Source organism: Conexibacter woesei Iso977N (assembly GCF_000424625.1).
Taxonomy (GTDB): domain Bacteria; phylum Actinomycetota; class Thermoleophilia; order Solirubrobacterales; family Solirubrobacteraceae; genus Baekduia; species Baekduia woesei_A.
Genome location: NZ_AUKG01000004.1, coordinates 242837 through 258363, shown reverse-complemented (window position 1 = coordinate 258363; position 15527 = coordinate 242837). Strand labels below are relative to the sequence as shown.

The window sequence follows — 15527 nt, the reverse complement described above, 5'->3', positions numbered from 1 at the left end:
CGCACCCGGGCGCGATGGCAGGGACGCTCGTGCGCGCTACTTGACGATCACGACCTTCTTCCAGGTCGCGTCGCCACCGCGCAAGGACAGGTTCGCCGAGGCGACCTTGGCACCGGCGACCAGCGCGGACGAGTCGCAGCGGCCGTTGCCGTTGTCGTTCCCGTGGTCGTCGCCCTGGTCGTGGTTCGGACCGTCGTCGTCGCCCTGACCGCCGCCGCCGTGGTCGTCACCGGCGTCGTGGTTGGGACCGTCGTCGCTGCCGTGGCGCGCGGTCGCGGCCTGCGGCGCGGCGGTGAAGCAGTCGATGATCGTGCGGTCGGTCACGGCGGCGCTGAACGTCCTCCCGGACGGGAGCGTCAGCGTCAGGTCGCCGTCGGTGAACGACGCGACCGTCGCGGTGGCCGTGCCGGTCACCTCGCGGACGTGAGCCCGCTTGACGTGGTGGGTTCCGTGATGGCGGCCATGGTGGTGACCGTCGTGCGCAGCGGCCGTCGCAGGAGCCGCGATGAGGGCCAGCGCAGCGGCTGCGCCGGCGATCTTGGAGTTGAACATGCCGCCATGACACGGCCGCCGCGCGAAGATCACACACGAATCGACCGGATGTCCGTCCGTGGTCCTCCGGGCCGACCTCTACGATTCGGCACCCATGGCTCTGGAACCGTCCGTCGTCACCGTCACCGGCCCCGATCGCGCCGCCCTGCTGACGGATCTGACGCTGCGCTTCGGCCACATCGAGCTGGTCAGCGAGCGCGAGATCGTCCTGCCCGGCGGCGGCCGCGGCCACGAGCTGACCGTGCGCCACCGGCCGTTCACGTCGGAGCTCGGCGGCGTCGTGCCGCCGCCCGCGCCCGCCGCGCCGCCGCAGCCTCCGCCGGTCGCCCCGGCTCCGGCGCCGGCCGCGGAGGATGACGTCGTGTGGGCGCAGCACATGCGCCCCGGGGACGCGCCCGCGCCCGCGGAGCCCCCGACGCGCGTGGAGCCACCCGCGCCCGCGCAGCCGCCCGCCGCTGCGGAAGCGCCCGCGCCGGTGCAGCCGCCCGCGCCGGCGGAGCCGTCGGCGTTCCCGCCGCCGCCCGCGCCCGCCGGCGGCGATCACCCGTGGGACTCGGCGCCGCCCGCTCCCGCCGCGCCGCCGGCGCCCGCGCCCGCGCCGATCCCGCAGCCCGGCCTCGCCGCCGACGGCGACCGGACGCTCGCGCACGCCCGCGAGCAGGCCCAGGCGCTGCTCGCCGAGGCGCGCCTCCAGGCCCAGCAGGCGCTCGACGCCGCGGCCGCCGACGCCGAGCAGCTGCGCGCCGACGCCCGCGACGAGGCCGAGCGCGCCGCCGTCAACGCCCGTCAGGACCTGGACGCCGCGGTCGCCGCCGCCAAGGCCGAGGCGGCCGAAGAGCTACAACAGGCCCGCGCCGAGTACGAGCGCCGCTCCCAGGAGCAGGCCGCCGGCGAGGAGGCGCGGATCCAGCAGGCCGTCGCCGCGCGCGTCCGCGAGATGGACAACGACGCCGACGGCCGCCGCGTCGCCGCCGAGCACGAGGGCCGCAGGATGATCCAGGCCGCCCAGGAGGAGACGGTCCGGATCAAGCAGTCGGTCGAGCGCGAGCTGCAGGACGCGCGCGTCGAGGCGCGCCAGATCACCCGCGAGGCCCGCGAGCAGGCCGACGCGCTGCTGCGCGAGGCGCGCGGCCAGGTCGACCTGACCGGCGTCGAGTCCAAGGCGCTCGGCGAGGCCGTCCGCGACGCCCAGCACCGCCTGCGCGAGCTGAGCGCCCAGATCACCTCCCAGCTCCAGTCCGCCCAGAAGGACCTCAACGACCGCACGTCCCTGCACTCGGTCCAGGCGCGCCTGCGCGAGGGCGGCCAGGAGGGCACGGCGGCCGAGGTCGCCGAGCACCTGTCGCGGATCCTGCAGGGGAACGGGACGCAGGAGGAGGGCTAGATGCCCGCCGGGCTCACCCGGGCCCAGGCGCGCCTGTGGTGGCAGAAGTGGGCGTGGTACGAGCGCAACGCGCGCCCGCTGCACCGCGCCCGGATCCACTACGAGCTGGCCAGGCGCGAGTCGTTCGCGCGCTGGCCGATCCACGGCGAGGTCCTGGAGATGCTCCGGGAGGACCGTCTACAACTTGGTCCGCAGGTCCAGTTCGAGCCCAACGTCTGGCTCACCGGCCCGCCGCCCGCGCGGATCGTCATCGGCGGCGGGACGTTCCTCAACATGGGGGTGATGGTCGCCGCCGTCAACCTGGTGGAGATCGGCCGCCACTGCATGTTCGCCAACGGCGCCTTCGTCACCGACGGCAACCACCGCTTCGACGACCCGGAGAAGCCCGTCCCGTGGCAGGGCTTCACGACCAAGGGCCCGACCCGGATCGGCGACAACGTCTGGTGCGGCGCCAACGTCGTGGTCACCTCCGGCGTCACGATCGGCGAGCGCAGCGTGATCGGCGCCAACTCGGTCGTGACGACCGACATCCCGCCGTTCTCCATCGCCGCCGGCGCGCCCGCCAGGGTGATCAAGACCATCACCTACGCCGAGCACCCGTCCGGCGGCCTGCCGTCCGACGCGCCGGTCGGCGGCTAGCGCCGCACCACTACTTCTTGACGATGATGATCACGCCGTACGCGACCACCGACAGGAACGCCACGGTCGACAGCAGCGCGAGCAACGTGTAGGCCATGGTGGTCACGCTGTGGCCGCCGTTGCGGCGGCCCTCGTCGGCGCGCGCGTAGCCGACGATCATCAAGGAGTAGGTGATCGAGACCGCCAGGCCGGCGAGCGGTGCGGCCCACAGCAGCTGGCCGATCTTGTCCCACTCGATGGCGGCGAGCGGGCTCACGCCTCGGCCCCCGCGGGCGGCGTCGTCAGGGCCGGGCCCCTCCGGACGCGCGTGCCGAACGCCGCGGCGATCAGCCCGATGACCAGCAGCGCGACGAGGATGACGCCGAGCGCGTCGCTGCCGAAGATCGAGCTCAGCCCGTAGGCCAGGCCGCCGATGAAGGCCGAGCACGGCAGCGTCAGCAGCCACGCCAGCGCGATGTTCCCGGCCACGCCCCAGCGCACCGCGCTCAGTCGCTTGGCCGCGCCCGCGCCCATGACGCCGCCGCTGATCACGTGCGTGGTCGACAGCGGGAAGCCGAGGTGCGACGCGGTCAGCACGACCGCCGCGCCCGCGCCCTGCGCGCTGAAGCCCTGCGCCGGGTCCATCTTGATGATGCGCGAGCCCATCGTCCGGATGATCCGCCAGCCACCGCTGTAGGTCCCCAGGGAGATCGCGGTGGCCGAGCAGATCACGACCCACGTCGGGACGTGGAAGTCGTTGGCGCTCAGGTTCCCGTTGGCGATCAGCGCGAGCGTGATGATCCCCATCGTCTTCTGCGCGTCGTTGGTCCCGTGCGCGAGCGAGAACATCGAGCCGGTCACGATCTGCCCGAGCCGGTAGCCGCGGTTGACGACGCCCGGCCTCTGCCGGCCGACGACGCGGTAGGCGATCAGGATCGAGACGCCCGCGACCGCGAAGGCCAGCGTCGGCGCGATCAGCGCCGGGATGATGACCTTCTCGACGATCCCGTCGCCGTTGATCGCGCTCGCGCCGTCGGCGACGAACACGCTGCCGATCATCCCGCCGATCAGCGCGTGCGACGACGACGACGGCAGCCCGAACCACCAGGTCGCGAGGTTCCAGGCGATCGCGCCGATCAGGCCGCCGAAGACGACCGTCGGCGTGACCGCGCCCGCGTTGACGATCCCGCTGGCGACCGTCGCGGCGACCTCCAGCGAGATGAACGCGCCGACGAAGTTGAAGACCGACGACATCGCGACGGCCGCGCGCGGGGACATCGCACGCGTGGAGATCGACGTCGCGATCGCGTTCGCGGTGTCGTGGAACCCGTTGGTGAAGTCGAACGCCAGCGCCGTGACGATGACGATGTACAGGACGATGTCGCTGCCCACAGGGAAAGACCTAGAACTACGAGTTCTTGATCACGATGCCTTCGAGCACGTTCGCAACGTGCTCGCAAGCGTCGATCGCCTGCTCGAGGCGCTCGTAGATGTCCTTCCAGCGGATCACGACCATCGGGTCGATCCCGTGGTCGAACAGGGAGGCGATGGCCTCGCGGACGACGCGATCGCCGTCGTTCTCCAGCCGGTTGATCTCGACCGTGTAGTGGCTGAGGTCCTGGAACCCGCGCATCCGCGGCAGCGCCTCGGCGACCTGGCGCGTGGCCTGGACGAGGATGTGCGACATCCGGACCGCCTGCTCCATCGGCGCCTCGATCCGGTAGAGGCCCATGTAGTCGGAGACCTCCTCGGTGTAGTCGATGATGTCGTCGAGCGCCGAGGCCAGCAGGAGGATGTCCTCGCGGTCGATCGGCGTGACGAACGTCGCGTTGAGGCGGTGGATGATGTCGTGGGTGATGCGGTCGCCGTCCTGCTCGCACACGAGGATGTCGCGCGCGATCTCCTTGCGGTCGGGCCAGGTGCTGAGCATCTGGTCCAGGAGGTCGGCGGCGCGGGCGATGTTGCCGCCCTGCTCCTCGAAGAGGTCGAAGAACTCGCGGTCCCTCGGGGCGAAGACCTGACTGAGACGGGCCACGGGCGGCAAGATAGCGTGTGAACCCCATGTGAACGCGTGCGGGTCGGCCCCGCGTGCGGGACCGACCCGATGTGCCGCGTTCTGGCGCGCTTACGCCAGGTGCGCCTTGAAGGCGGCCGACTTTCCGCAACCGCGAGCGATCATGCGTCCGCGAGCGTCTTTCGGAACGTCGCAAGCTCCTCGTCCGGGATCGAGTAGCCGTGGTCCGGGCCGGGGTAGCGGCGGGCGCGGACGTCGTCCGCGTAGGCGCCGACGCCGGCGACCATCTCGTCCAGGATGTCCGCGTAGCGCTGCACGAAGCGGGCGCCGCGGCCCTCACGGATGCCGAGCAGGTCGTGGAAGACCAGCACCTGCCCGTCGGGCGCCGGACCGGCGCCGATCCCGATGACCAGGATGTCGAGCTTCTCGCAGACCGCCTCGGCGACCGCGCTCGGGATCGCCTCGAAGACGACGCTGAAGCAGCCGGCGTCCTGCAGGGCGATCGACTGGCGCGCGACCTCGGCCGCGGCCTCCGCCGTCCGGCCCTGGGCGCGGTAGCCGCCCAGCGCGGTCGACGTCTGTGGCGTCAGGCCGACGTGGCCCATGACCGGGATGCCGGCGTTGACGATCGCGCGAGCGCGCGCGACCGACGTCTCGCCGCCGCCCTCGAGCTTGACAGCGTCCGCGCCGGACTCCTTGATGAAGCGGAACGCGGTCGTGACCGCCTGCTCGTCGGAGACCTCGTAGGACCCGAACGGCAGGTCGGCGACCATGAACGGCGTCGTCAGGCCGCGGCGGACCGCCTTCGCCAGGACGAGCAGCTCGTCGAGCTCGACGGCGACCGTCGAGGGGTAGCCGAGGACGGTCATCGCGCCGGAGTCGCCCACGAGGACGACGTCGACGCCCGCCTTGTCGACCGCGAGCGCGCTCGGGTAGTCGTAGGCGGTGACCATGACGACCGGCTCGCCGAGGCGCTTCTTCTCGGCCAGCCGCGGGAGCGTCACCGGCAGGCGCGAGGCGTCGGCCGGGACGGTGATGTTGCGCATGGTGGACATGTGCTGCTTCCAACCTCCTGTGAACCGTGCTGGTTGACGCCCTCTACGAGAGGAGGGTCGCCACCGCCGCATCCACGTCGATGATGTTGTTGGTGTCCTTCTCGACGTGGACGACCCGGGGCTCGTAGTGCTCCAGGTCGGCCTCGTCGTACTGCCCGTAGGAGATGACGATGATCGTGTCGCCGCGGTGCACGAGGCGGGCCGCGGCGCCGTTGACCTTCATCGCGCCCGAGCCACGCTCGCCCGCGATGGTGTAGGTCTCGAAGCGGGCGCCGTTGTCGACGTCGACGACGTGCACCTGCTCGTGCTCGAGGATGTTCGCCGCCTCGAGCAGGTCGGGGTCGATGGTGATCGACCCTACGTAGTGAAGATCGCTGTCCGTGACCGTGGCCCGGTGGATCTTGGACTTCAACATGATGCGCTGCATCAGCGCGCCGTGCCTCCGTTGGGGGTGAGGATCGTGTTGTCGATGAGTCGCACCGGGCCCACGTGGGCCGCGACCGCCAGGAGCGCGTCCTGGTCGACCGTGGTCACGGGGGACAGGTCCTCGGGATCGACGAGCGCGAGGTACTCGGGCTCGACGGCGAAGGGGGTCATGGCGTCGCGGGCCGCCTGCAGGATCGACGCGGCGTCGTGGTCGCCGCCGTGGACGTGGCGCTCGGCGGTGTGCAGCGCGGCGTGCAGGGCGAGGGCCTGCTCGCGCTCGGTGCCGGAGAGGCGCACGTTGCGGCTGGACATCGCGAGGCCGTCGGGCTCACGGACGGTCGGGACGACCTCGATCCGGGTCGGCAGGTCGAGGTCGGTCGCCATGCGGCGGATGACCAGCGCCTGCTGGGCGTCCTTCTGGCCGAAGAGCGCCACGTCGGGGCCGACCATGTTGAGGAGCTTGGAGACGACGGTGGTCACGCCATGGAAGTGATCGGCGCCGCGGTGGGCGCCTTCGAGGGCCTCGGTCAGCGGGCCGGTCACGCGGACCTGGGTGGTGAAGCCGCGCGGGTAGACCTCGTCGGGCTGCGGGGCGAAGAGGAGGTCGGCGCCGGCCTCCTGGGCGAGGAGCGCGTCGCGCTGCTCGTCGCGGGGGTAGGCGGCGAGGTCGTTCGGGTCGTTGAACTGGGTGGGGTTGACGAAGAGGCTGACGACCGCGAGGTCGGCGGCCTCGCGCGCGGCGCGGATGAGGCTGAGGTGGCCCTCGTGGAGGTAGCCCATCGTGGGGACGAGGGCGACGGTGCGGCCGTTCGTCCTGGGCGTCCGGAGCGCGGCGCGCAGCTCGGAGATGGTCCGGACGGTTCTCATGCGCGCGCGGGCTCCGCCGCCAGGGTGCGGGTCGCCTCGGTGAGCGCGTCGAAGAGCTCGGCGAGGTCGGGGGTCCGGGTGACGACCGCGGCGCGCTGGCGGCGGACGGTGGCCTCGTCGCCGCGGGCGATCGGGCCGGTGAGCGCTTGCGCGGGGCCCTGCTCGAGCCAGTTGTCGACGGTCGCGCGGACGAGGGGTGCGAGCGCTGCGCGGTCCAGGTGGCCGACGCGCTGCGCGGCCCATTCCAGGGTCAGCAGGAAGTTGGAGGCCATCGAGGCGGCGGCGTGGTAGGCGGCGCGGTCGCGGTCGGGGACGTCGATGGGGTTCATGTCGAGGGTGCGGGCGAGGTGCGTCGCGAGCGCGAGCGCTTCTGCCGTGCTGCCCGCCACGGCGGCCGTCGCGCCGGCGAAGTCCGCGCCCGCACGCGTGACGGTCATCAGCGGGTGCAGGGAGAAGGCGTGCTGGGCGCGGCCGCGGCCGCGCAGGGGCGCGAGCGTGGTGGCGCCGGAGCAGTGGCCGAGGAAGGTGACCGCGCCGGGGTTGCGGAGGGCCTGCGCCGCGTTGGCGATCTCGCCGTCCGGGACCGCGAGCAGGACCACGGGCGCGTCGGCGTCCGGCGCGGAGGCGCGGTCCAGCGGGCCGTCGACGGCCACACCGGCGGCGCGCAACGCCGCGGCAAGGGCAACTCCGAGACGGCCGTGACCCACGACCGTGCAGCGGGGGATGACAGTGGTCATGTCGGATGTCGGTCCAGCTCCCCTCTCGAAGGGGATGCCGGTCGCGAAACTCGGTAGCTCGAATAGTACCCCCGAAATAGCGGAAAGCGACAGCGGGGTGATCCGGGCGGACGATTAGGCTGCAAAGCGTGTCCTCCCCCGAAGAGCGGCGCGAGGCGTTGAAAGCGCTCTTCCACGACGCACGCGGGTGCGTCCGCTGTCCCGAGCTGGCCCAGACCCGCCACACCGTCGTGTTCGGCGCCGGCAACGCGAACGCCGACCTCATGTTCGTCGGCGAGGCCCCGGGCCGCAACGAGGACGAGCAGGGCCTGCCCTTCATCGGCCAGGCCGGCCAGCTGCTCGACACGCTGCTGGGCGAGATCGGCCTGACGCGGGGCGAGGTGTTTGTGTGCAACGTCCTTAAATGCCGGCCTCCTGGCAACCGGGATCCGCAGCCGGTGGAGATCGAGCGGTGTCAGGACTACCTGTTCCGGCAGATCGAGTTGATCGAGCCGGTGGTGATCTGCACGTTGGGCAACTTCGCGACGAAGCTGCTGCGGCATGACACGACCGGGATCATGCGGCTGCATGGGCGGGCTGAGGTGCGGGTTGTCGGGCCGCGCGCCGTGCGGCTGTTCCCGGTCTTCCACCCGGCCGCGGCGCTGTACACGCCGTCGAACGTGGACGTGCTGCGGCGGGACTTCAGCGCGCTGCCGGAGCTGCTCGCGCTCGGCCCCCCGGAGCAGCCGGCGGCGGTGGTGGAGGCGCCTGTCGCCGTCGCGGCTGCCGAGCCGGAGGTCCTGCCGGAGGCGCCGCTGTCGGAGCCGCCGGAGCCGGAGGCTAGGCCCGAGCCGGAGACGCATCCGGCGCAGCTCGGGCTGTTCTAGGCGCGCTCGCGACGACGACCGCCAGCGTCGCGGCGGCCAGCGCGAGGTCGGCGCCCAGCGCCCCGACCGCCGCGACGCCGAGCGCCGCCCCGACCTGCTGGGCGGTCACCAGGACGCCGGACGCCGCGCCCGCGTTGGCGGGCGCGATCCGGGCCAGCGAGCTGTTCAGCAGGCGCGGCAGCACGCAGCCGTTCCCGACGCCGATCGCGAGCATGAACGGCGCGATCAGCAGCGCGTGGTGGGTCGTGTGCGCGACGGGGAACAGGGCGGCGAGCGTCAGGCAGACCAGGACGAGCCCGCCGCGCAGCGTCCCGCGCCTGGCCAGCGACGCGGCGACGAACCCGGCGCCGAGCGGCGCGAACGTCAGGCCGGCGTGGAGCGCGTCGAGGCCGAGGCGGTCCTGGAGCAGCAGCGTGACGATCAGGAAGAAGCTGCTGATCTCCGCGTAGAACATCAGGTTGATGACGGCGCCGGAGACGAACGCGCGGTCGCCGAGCAGCGCGGGCGGGAGCAGCGGCGCCGCGGCTCGCCGCTGGCGGAGTAGGAACGCGACGGCGGCGAACGGCGCGGCGGCGAGGAGCGCGCGGTGGCCGAGCGTCAGCGGCGCGAGCAGCAACGCGAGCGTGAGCGTCAGCAGCGCGGCGCCGGGGAGGTCCAAGTCGTCTGACCCCCGCATATCGGGGGTTAGACGACTTGCGTCGTCGTCGCGCGGGAGGACGCGCGCGCCCGCGGCCAGCGCCGCGGCGGCGATCGGCAGCTGCACTGCGAACGCGGCGCGCCAGCCGAGGCCGAAGAGGTCGAGCGCGAGCAGCACGCCGCCGAGCGCCTGCCCGGCGATCACGCCCGCGCCCGCGACCGCGCCGAACGCGGAGAACGCCCGCGGTCGTTCGGCTTCGCCGAACAGGTGCTGGATCGTCGCCAGCACCTGCGGGACCATCGCCGCCGCGCCGAGGCCCTGCAGCAGCCGCGCGCCGACCAGCGCGGGCGCCGTCGGCGCGGCCGCGCACGCCGCGGCGGCCAGCGCGAACAGCGCCATCCCGGAGAGGAACACGCGCCGCCGCCCGAGCCGGTCGCCGAGCCGTGCACCCGTGATCAGCCCGACCGCGTAGGTGAACGCGTATGCAGCGATCACCAGCTCCAGCGTGCCGTCGGAAGCATCGAGGTCGGCGGCGATCGACGGCGCCGCCACGTTGACCACGAACGTGTCGAACAGGGCGAGGAACGTCGCGGTGAGGATGACCGCCAGCGCGGCCCAGCGGCGGGGATCGGGGGTGACGGCGGGGTTCATGTAGGTCTATCTCAGCACCCGCGGGAGCCGGGATCCACGACGTTCGGCCGCACGGCCGTTCGGCGTGGCCTAACGTGTGCACCCGCCATGGAGCTGCGCCATCTCCGCTACTTCGTCGCTGTCGCCGAGGCCGGGCACTTCGGCCGGGCGGCGGCGGTGCTGCACGTCTCGACCCCGACGCTGTCCGAGCAGATCCGCGCGCTGGAGGCCGAGGTGGGCGCGCCGCTGCTGGTCCGGCATCCGCGCGGTGCGACGACCACCGCGGCGGGCGCTGCGCTGCTGGTCGAGGCGCGGACGGTGCTGCTCGCCGCCGACACCGCGCTGCGCGAGGCACGGCGGGCGGCGGGGATCGACGATGGTGCGCTGCGGCTCGGGCTCCTGACGGGCGCGCCGCCGTGGCTTCCGCGACAGCTCGCGCAGATCCTCGCGCGCGCCGCGCCCGGGCACGTCCCGGCGTTCGTCGGCGGCTCGTCGACCTACCAGCTGGGACTGCTGGAGCGCGGTGAGCTGGATGTCGCGGTGAGTCGCGACACCCCCGACCCCGGCTACGAGACGCTGGCGCTGGTCGAGGAGGAGCTGGGCGTCGTGCTCCCGGAGGCGCACCCGCTCGCGCAGCGCCCCGCGCTCGACGCCGCCGACCTCTCCGGGATCGAGTTGGTGTGGTACCCGCGGCACCGTGCTCCGCGGCTGTTCGACGAGGTGATCACGACGATCGAGCGGCTCGGCGGGCGGCCGGAGATCAGCGCGTCGGCGATGGCGGTCGAGGCGATCCGGACCGCGTTGCCGCTGCTCGGCGGCGCCATCACCCTCGGCTCGCGCCGGATGGAGGGCGACGGCCTCGTCTGGCGCCCGCTGCGCGGCGCGCCGCTCAGCATCCCGATCTGGGCGGTGTGGCGCGCCCGGCCGCGCGACCCGGCGCTGCGCGCCTACGTCAGGGCGCTGCGCAAAGCGGTCGCCCGCGGCGACCTCGCGCCACCGCCCGCCGCGTAGGCTCTGCGCCATGGCACGCACGGTCGCACTGCTGCGCGGGATCAACGTCGGTGGCAACAAGAAGGTCCCGATGGCGCAGCTGCGCGAGGTCTTCGGCGAGTTGGGGCACGAGGACATCAAGACCTACGTGAACTCCGGGAACGTCGTCTTCAGCGGCAGGAAGGCCAGCAGCAGGAAGATCGAGGACGCCTGCGAGGCCGCGTTCGGCTGGCGGATCCCGATCGTCCTGCGCACCCGTGAGGAGCTCGGCGCGGTCCTCGAGGCCAACCCGCTCGGCGAGCAGGCGACCAACCTGTCGCGGTACCTCGTGAGCTTCAGCGGGAGCACGAGCGACCTCGACGCGAGCAAGCTGGACGACATCACGCCCGGCAGGAACGAGCAGTACGCGATCCTCGGCCGCGAGGCCTACCTGTGGCTCCCGGACGGCGTGCACAGCTCGCCGCTGGCCAAGGCGGTCACCGACAGGCGCTTCGGCGTCGTCCTCACCGCCCGCAACTGGCGGACGGTCGAGAAGTTGTACGCCATGACCGGCGACGTGTAGGACTACGCGTCGAACAGCTCGCGCGAGTCCGGGCCCTGCAGCAACTCGGCGTGCGCGCTGATCGCATCGACGGTCCGGCGCAGCTCGTCCACGTAGGGCTGCGCGGGCTCGCCGAGCCGCTCCCGCTCGCGCTCGAACGCGGCGGCCAGCTCGCGGTAGTAGATCCGCGTCGCGATCCCCTGGCCCTGCCGGAACCGCGCCCAGATCGCGTCGCCGACCGTCCGGTAGTCGAGCAGGATCGAGCGCGCGTTGTGGATCTTGTCGGCCAGCGACACCCGCAGCGCCGCCGGCGACTTGGTCGCGAACGCGTCCACGTACGCGCGCTTGCGCTCGTACCAGCCGTCGTGGTCGTCGAGCGAGTCGGTGTTGGCCAGGACGATCTCGGCGACCTTCGCGCCGAACGCCGCCTCGATCTCGGCCAGCGCCGCGGTCCCGCCGCCGTCCTCGACGACGTCGTGCAGCAGCCCGCCGATCGCCTCGTCCTCGTCGCCGTGCATCTCCAGGACCAGCGACGCGACCGCCAGGACGTGCGCGGAGTACGGGATCGGCGTGCCCTTCCGGAGCTGCTGGGCGTGGTGGCGGGTCGCGTAGTGCAGCGCCGCGTCGAAGCGCGCGGTCAGCAGCGGCGTGTCGGTGAACTCCTCGGGCACGGGCAGGATCTAGCGTGCCACGCGGCGCGGCGTCGCGCCGAGGTCGGCCAGCAGCGCGTCCCACGCCGCGGCGTCCGGAGCGTCGTCGCGCGCCGGGAGGCCGGGCGGGACCGGGAGCGCCCCGAGCCGGCGCGGGTCCGGGAACGGGAGCTCGGAGGGATCGCCGCTCGCCGCCACGAAGACGCGCACGCCGCGCGAGGCCAGCAGCGCCGCGGCGACGAGCGTGTGCGGCTCCTCGCCGTCGACCAGCAGCGTCGCGACGGGATCGGCGGGCAGCAGCAGGCGACCGGTCACGCCCTCCTTCCAGCGCCGCGCCTTCACCGCCGGATCGAGGACCGTCCGGGTCAGTGTGCGCGTGGCCGTGCCGTCGCCGCCCTCGACCCGGACCTCCAGCTCGACCGGCCGCAGCGAGCGCAGCGCCGCGACGCCGTCGGCCTTCGCCGACCAGCGCAGCGCGTCGAGCGCCGCGCCCTCGCCGCGCCACACGAACCCGTCGTCGTCCCGGATCCGCGTGCGCCAGAGCAGCGTGGAACCCGGAGCCGCGCCGCCGACCTCGAGCAGCAGCGGCTCGTCCAGCAACCCAGGGGCGGCGCCACGAAGCTCGAGCATCAGCGCCACAGCATGGCGATCAGCGGGCCGCGGCGGCTCCCTCGCGCAGCCGCGGCAGCACCTCGGCGCCGTAGCGCCGGATCGACGTCTCCGGGTCGAGGTCGCCGATCGACTGCAGGCAGATGACGCTGACCGCCTCGTCGATGTCCACCATCTCGCCGATCCGCCGCACGTGCTCGTCGACGTCGGCGCTGACCAGGAAGCCCTCGTGCGCGAACTCCTCGTCGCTCATCCGCGCCTCCGCCGAGGCCGCCATCTTGTCGAGGTCGTGGTCGCTCTCGAGGTAGTACTCCGGGAACTGCGTGGTCTTCCACTTCTTGGTGGCCTTGATCAGCGCCGCCTCGTCGTTGCCGAGGGCGAAGCCCGCCTGTAGGACGATGTCGCCGACCTCGCGCCCGTGCTCGGCGCACGCGTTCCTGTAGGCCTCGATCACCGCGGGCGCGCTCTCCGGGTCGCCGAGCGTCCAGAGCCCGTCGCCGTGCTTGCCCGCGATCGCCGCGGCGTCCGGCCCGAAGGCGGACACGATCATCCGCGGCCGCGTCTCGGCCATGGTCATCAACTTGGCCTCGTTGAGCGAGAACCAGCCGCCGTCCATCGTCACGGTCTCGCCGTCCCACAGCCGCCGGATCGCCTCCAGGCCGGAGTCGAAGCGCCGCAGCATCTCGGCGGGCTCGGGCCAGTCCAGGCCCAGCGGCACCTCGCTCAGCGCCTCGGCCGAGCCCACGCCCAGCACCGCGCGCCCCGGGTACAGCTCCTCCAAGTTCATGAAGTACTGCGCGACGACCGCCGGGTGGTAGTGGTGCAGGATCGGCGTGACGCTCGTGAACAGCGGCTTGTCGGCGATCACCTGGCCGGCGGCGGGGAGGAACACCCACGCCGCGGAGCCCCTGCCTCCGGGGAACCAGGAGTGGAAGTGATCGGACGATCCGATCGCATCGAACCCCGCACCGTCGGCGACCTGCGCCTGGGCGAGCATCTGCGAAGGGGTGAACTCCTCGGTCGAGGCAGCGAACCAGAACTGGGTCATGCCCGCGGCGCTACCCGCGGCGGGCGGCGCGCAATGCCGCGAGCTGCGCGCGCTCGCGCCCGGGATCCCGACGGGTGGCGGCGCGCGCGGCCGCGCGGGTCGCGAAGGTCAGCGCCTGCGCGGCGTCGTCGAGCGCCAGCGCGCGGCCGCCGAGGTTGGCGCGGACGACCTCGCGCCGGCGCTGGGCCAGCAGCGCGTGGGGCTCGCCGCCGTAGGCCGGGCCGGTCGAGTGGCCGCCGCGGTGCTCCAGCGTCAGGTCCGGGTGCAGGAGCGTCGGGACGCCGGCCGCGCGGGCGCGCAGGCAGAGGTCGAGGTCCTCGAAGAACAGGAACTGCTCGGGGTCGAACGGGCCGAGCGCGCGCAGCGTGGCGGTGCGCGCGGCGACCGCGGCGGCGATCGCCCAGCCGACCGGCCGGTCGGCCTCGGCGCGCCACGGGTCGGCGCGCTCGCGCAGCGGCCGCGGCAGCGCGCGCGGGTGGACGACCGCGGGCAGCAGCGCCTCGACGCGGCCGGGCAGCGGGTGGGCGGAGCGCTGGACCGAGCCGTCCGGGTTCAGCAGCCGCGGGACGTGCAGCGCGTCGTCGCGCCGGGCGTGGCGGGCCAGTCGCTCCAGGACCGGCGGCTCGTGGACGACGATGTCCGGGTTCAACAACAACGTGATCGAGTGCGTCGCGCGCTCCAACCCGATGTTGTTGGCGGCGCCGAAGCCGACGTTCCCGGCCTCGACCACTTCGGCACCCCAAGCCGCCGCGATCGCCGGCCCGTCATCCGACGAGCCCGCGTCGACGACGATCAGCTGCGGCCGGTCGGTGATCGGCTCCAGCGAGCGCAGCAGCCGCTGGAGGTCCTCGGCGGAGTCGTGCAGGACGACGACGATGGAGGCGCTCATGGGCCCGCCGCCTCGCGCAGGACGCCGAGGAGGTCGCGGGCCGCGTCGGTCCAGGCGCGCGGGGGCTGGAGCTCGGCGACGAGGCGCGCGCGCTCGGCGGGGAGGCGGCGCAGCGCGTCGGCGAGCGCGCCCGCGTCGCCGGGCGGGAAGCGCAGCGTGCCGGGCAGGCGCAGCGTCGGGATGTCCGAGACGATCGACGGCGTCCCGTGCGCCGCGGCCTCGCGCGGCGGCAGGCCGAAGCCTTCGAGGTGCGACGGCAGCACGACCGCCTCCGCGCCCGCGTACAGCGCATGCAGCTCGCCGTCGCCGACGTGCCCGAGCCGGACCGCGCCCGGGACCTCCGCGCGCCCCTCGCCGACGACGACCAGCTCGGTGTCGGCCAGCGCGGCGCGCGCCCAGGCCGCCGCCAGCACGTCGAGCCCCTTGCGCGGCTCCAGCGCGCCGACGAACAAGATGTAGGGCTTGGCCCGGCCGTCCCCGACGCTCGCCAGCGGCGGCGCGTCCACGCCCGGCTCGACGACGCGCGCCGCGACACCCCAGCGCGCGGAGACCTCCTCGGCGACCGCGGGCGCATCGCAGACGACGGCGCGCGCCCGGCGGGCCAGCGCGGCGGGACGGGCGACGCGGTGCCAGAGGCGCTCGTAGCGGGTGAAGTCCTGCGGGCGGTCCTCCCACGAGAGGTCGTGGATCGTCAACACGTAGGGGTCGCCCACGGCGACGGGCGCCGGCGCGGGCAGCCACACGACGTCCACGTCATCGCCCAGCAGCGTGTCGACGCGCGGGAAGCCGCAGATCGCGCCCGCGCCGTGCACGACGCGCGACGGCGCGCGCGTCCGGACCATCGAGACGCCCGGGATCGGCTCGACCGGATCGCGTCCCGGGACCAGCACGCGCACGGCGACGCCGTCGAGGGCGGCGAGCGCCTCGACCATCCGGCGCGTGTACCGCGCGACGCCCCGGCGCGTGGCCAGCGCCCGCGCATCGACCCCGACGAGCATCGGGTCGCAATCTACC

At 73.6% G+C, this 15527-nt stretch carries 19 protein-coding genes; 5 read left to right on the top strand and 14 right to left on the bottom strand.

Annotated elements, in window-relative coordinates; translation table 11 throughout:
* Positions 1-36: 36 nt before the first annotated feature.
* The gene (locus H030_RS0125705) at positions 37-552 is read right to left on the bottom strand and encodes a hypothetical protein (protein ID WP_027008240.1); all 516 of its coding nucleotides are present in this window, start codon (positions 550-552) and stop codon (positions 37-39) included.
* A gap of 94 nt (positions 553-646) precedes the next feature.
* Here H030_RS0125705 and H030_RS0125700 point away from each other — a divergent pair, with 94 nt between their 5' ends.
* Positions 647-1936, top strand: a complete 1290-nt coding sequence (locus H030_RS0125700; RefSeq protein WP_155892277.1) for a hypothetical protein — start codon at positions 647-649, stop codon at positions 1934-1936.
* Positions 1937-2575, top strand: a complete 639-nt coding sequence (locus H030_RS0125695) for an acyltransferase (RefSeq protein WP_027008238.1) — start codon at positions 1937-1939, stop codon at positions 2573-2575. It begins immediately after the preceding gene.
* A gap of 10 nt (positions 2576-2585) precedes the next feature.
* On the opposite strand, the gene H030_RS0125690 is transcribed toward H030_RS0125695, so the two are convergent.
* The 7 genes from H030_RS0125690 to H030_RS0125660 all read right to left on the bottom strand — a co-directional run bounded on the left by H030_RS0125690 (position 2586) and on the right by H030_RS0125660 (position 7653).
* Positions 2586-2831, bottom strand: coding sequence for a hypothetical protein (locus tag H030_RS0125690; protein ID WP_027008237.1), 246 nt, complete (start codon positions 2829-2831; stop codon positions 2586-2588).
* On the bottom strand, positions 2828-3946 hold the full coding sequence (locus H030_RS35270; protein WP_035129811.1) for an inorganic phosphate transporter: 1119 nt from the start codon (positions 3944-3946) through the stop codon (positions 2828-2830). Before H030_RS35270 ends, H030_RS0125690 begins: the two co-directional genes overlap by 4 nt.
* Positions 3947-3962: 16 nt before the next feature.
* Complete coding sequence (locus H030_RS0125680; RefSeq protein ID WP_027008236.1) at positions 3963-4589, bottom strand: DUF47 domain-containing protein; 627 nt, start codon at positions 4587-4589, stop codon at positions 3963-3965.
* A gap of 140 nt (positions 4590-4729) precedes the next feature.
* The gene (gene panB, locus H030_RS0125675; RefSeq protein WP_027008235.1) at positions 4730-5623 is read right to left on the bottom strand and encodes a 3-methyl-2-oxobutanoate hydroxymethyltransferase; all 894 of its coding nucleotides are present in this window, start codon (positions 5621-5623) and stop codon (positions 4730-4732) included.
* A gap of 43 nt (positions 5624-5666) precedes the next feature.
* Positions 5667-6050 (bottom strand): aspartate 1-decarboxylase, encoded by a 384-nt coding sequence (panD, locus tag H030_RS0125670; RefSeq protein ID WP_027008234.1) that lies wholly within the window; start codon positions 6048-6050, stop codon positions 5667-5669.
* Complete coding sequence (gene panC, locus H030_RS0125665; RefSeq protein WP_027008233.1) at positions 6050-6916, bottom strand: pantoate--beta-alanine ligase; 867 nt, start codon at positions 6914-6916, stop codon at positions 6050-6052. Before panC ends, panD begins: the two co-directional genes overlap by 1 nt.
* The gene (locus H030_RS0125660) at positions 6913-7653 is read right to left on the bottom strand and encodes a DUF2520 domain-containing protein (RefSeq protein ID WP_035129807.1); all 741 of its coding nucleotides are present in this window, start codon (positions 7651-7653) and stop codon (positions 6913-6915) included. Before H030_RS0125660 ends, panC begins: the two co-directional genes overlap by 4 nt.
* 128 nt (positions 7654-7781) lie before the next feature.
* Between H030_RS0125660 and H030_RS35265 the strand changes: the two genes are divergently transcribed.
* Positions 7782-8519 carry a uracil-DNA glycosylase gene (locus tag H030_RS35265; protein WP_051223755.1) on the top strand — a complete coding sequence of 246 codons (738 nt, stop codon included), beginning with the start codon at positions 7782-7784 and terminating at the stop codon, positions 8517-8519.
* On the opposite strand, the gene H030_RS35260 is transcribed toward H030_RS35265, so the two are convergent.
* The gene (locus H030_RS35260) at positions 8473-9807 is read right to left on the bottom strand and encodes an MFS transporter (RefSeq protein ID WP_035129804.1); all 1335 of its coding nucleotides are present in this window, start codon (positions 9805-9807) and stop codon (positions 8473-8475) included. The genes H030_RS35265 and H030_RS35260 overlap by 47 nt on opposite strands.
* Positions 9808-9894: 87 nt before the next feature.
* On the opposite strand from H030_RS35260, the gene H030_RS0125645 reads away from it, so the two are divergent.
* Both H030_RS0125645 and H030_RS0125640 read left to right on the top strand, forming a co-directional pair.
* Positions 9895-10797 (top strand): LysR family transcriptional regulator, encoded by a 903-nt coding sequence (locus H030_RS0125645; protein WP_027008231.1) that lies wholly within the window; start codon positions 9895-9897, stop codon positions 10795-10797.
* A gap of 10 nt (positions 10798-10807) precedes the next feature.
* Positions 10808-11338 carry a DUF1697 domain-containing protein gene (locus tag H030_RS0125640; protein WP_027008230.1) on the top strand — a complete coding sequence of 177 codons (531 nt, stop codon included), beginning with the start codon at positions 10808-10810 and terminating at the stop codon, positions 11336-11338.
* A gap of 2 nt (positions 11339-11340) precedes the next feature.
* Here the strand turns inward: H030_RS0125640 and H030_RS35255 are convergent, their stop codons facing one another.
* From H030_RS35255 to H030_RS0125615, 5 genes are read right to left on the bottom strand one after another with little or no spacing between them, the layout of a single operon-like run.
* The gene (locus tag H030_RS35255) at positions 11341-11988 is read right to left on the bottom strand and encodes an HD domain-containing protein (RefSeq protein WP_051223754.1); all 648 of its coding nucleotides are present in this window, start codon (positions 11986-11988) and stop codon (positions 11341-11343) included.
* Positions 11989-11997: 9 nt separating this feature from the next.
* Positions 11998-12597 carry a hypothetical protein gene (locus H030_RS0125630; protein WP_155892275.1) on the bottom strand — a complete coding sequence of 200 codons (600 nt, stop codon included), beginning with the start codon at positions 12595-12597 and terminating at the stop codon, positions 11998-12000.
* Between the two features lie 19 nt (positions 12598-12616).
* Positions 12617-13624, bottom strand: coding sequence for an LLM class flavin-dependent oxidoreductase (locus tag H030_RS0125625; RefSeq protein ID WP_027008228.1), 1008 nt, complete (start codon positions 13622-13624; stop codon positions 12617-12619).
* A 10-nt stretch (positions 13625-13634) separates the two neighbouring features.
* Positions 13635-14513 carry a glycosyltransferase family 2 protein gene (locus tag H030_RS0125620; protein ID WP_027008227.1) on the bottom strand — a complete coding sequence of 293 codons (879 nt, stop codon included), beginning with the start codon at positions 14511-14513 and terminating at the stop codon, positions 13635-13637.
* The gene (locus H030_RS0125615) at positions 14510-15511 is read right to left on the bottom strand and encodes a glycosyltransferase (protein ID WP_027008226.1); all 1002 of its coding nucleotides are present in this window, start codon (positions 15509-15511) and stop codon (positions 14510-14512) included. The genes H030_RS0125620 and H030_RS0125615 overlap by 4 nt, the downstream gene beginning before the upstream one ends.
* Positions 15512-15527: the final 16 nt, after the last annotated feature.

Bases quoted from the DNA above. Each gene is read 5' to 3' on its own strand.
- H030_RS0125625 (WP_027008228.1), bottom strand. From the start codon at position 13,624: ATGACCCAGTTCTGGTTCGCTGCCTCGACCGAGGAGTTCACCCCTTCG.
- H030_RS35260 (WP_035129804.1), bottom strand. From the start codon at position 9,807: ATGAACCCCGCCGTCACCCCCGATCCCCGCCGCTGGGCCGCGCTGGCG.
- H030_RS0125615 (WP_027008226.1), bottom strand. From the start codon at position 15,511: ATGCTCGTCGGGGTCGATGCGCGGGCGCTGGCCACGCGCCGGGGCGTC.
- H030_RS0125695 (WP_027008238.1), top strand. From the start codon at position 1,937: ATGCCCGCCGGGCTCACCCGGGCCCAGGCGCGCCTGTGGTGGCAGAAG.
- H030_RS0125660 (WP_035129807.1), bottom strand. From the start codon at position 7,653: ATGACCACTGTCATCCCCCGCTGCACGGTCGTGGGTCACGGCCGTCTC.
- H030_RS0125630 (WP_155892275.1), bottom strand. From the start codon at position 12,597: ATGCTCGAGCTTCGTGGCGCCGCCCCTGGGTTGCTGGACGAGCCGCTG.
- H030_RS0125640 (WP_027008230.1), top strand. From the start codon at position 10,808: ATGGCACGCACGGTCGCACTGCTGCGCGGGATCAACGTCGGTGGCAAC.
- H030_RS0125620 (WP_027008227.1), bottom strand. From the start codon at position 14,513: ATGAGCGCCTCCATCGTCGTCGTCCTGCACGACTCCGCCGAGGACCTC.
- panD (WP_027008234.1), bottom strand. From the start codon at position 6,050: ATGCAGCGCATCATGTTGAAGTCCAAGATCCACCGGGCCACGGTCACG.
- H030_RS0125645 (WP_027008231.1), top strand. From the start codon at position 9,895: ATGGAGCTGCGCCATCTCCGCTACTTCGTCGCTGTCGCCGAGGCCGGG.
- panB (WP_027008235.1), bottom strand. From the start codon at position 5,623: ATGTCCACCATGCGCAACATCACCGTCCCGGCCGACGCCTCGCGCCTG.
- H030_RS0125700 (WP_155892277.1), top strand. From the start codon at position 647: ATGGCTCTGGAACCGTCCGTCGTCACCGTCACCGGCCCCGATCGCGCC.
- panC (WP_027008233.1), bottom strand. From the start codon at position 6,916: ATGAGAACCGTCCGGACCATCTCCGAGCTGCGCGCCGCGCTCCGGACG.
- H030_RS0125705 (WP_027008240.1), bottom strand. From the start codon at position 552: ATGTTCAACTCCAAGATCGCCGGCGCAGCCGCTGCGCTGGCCCTCATC.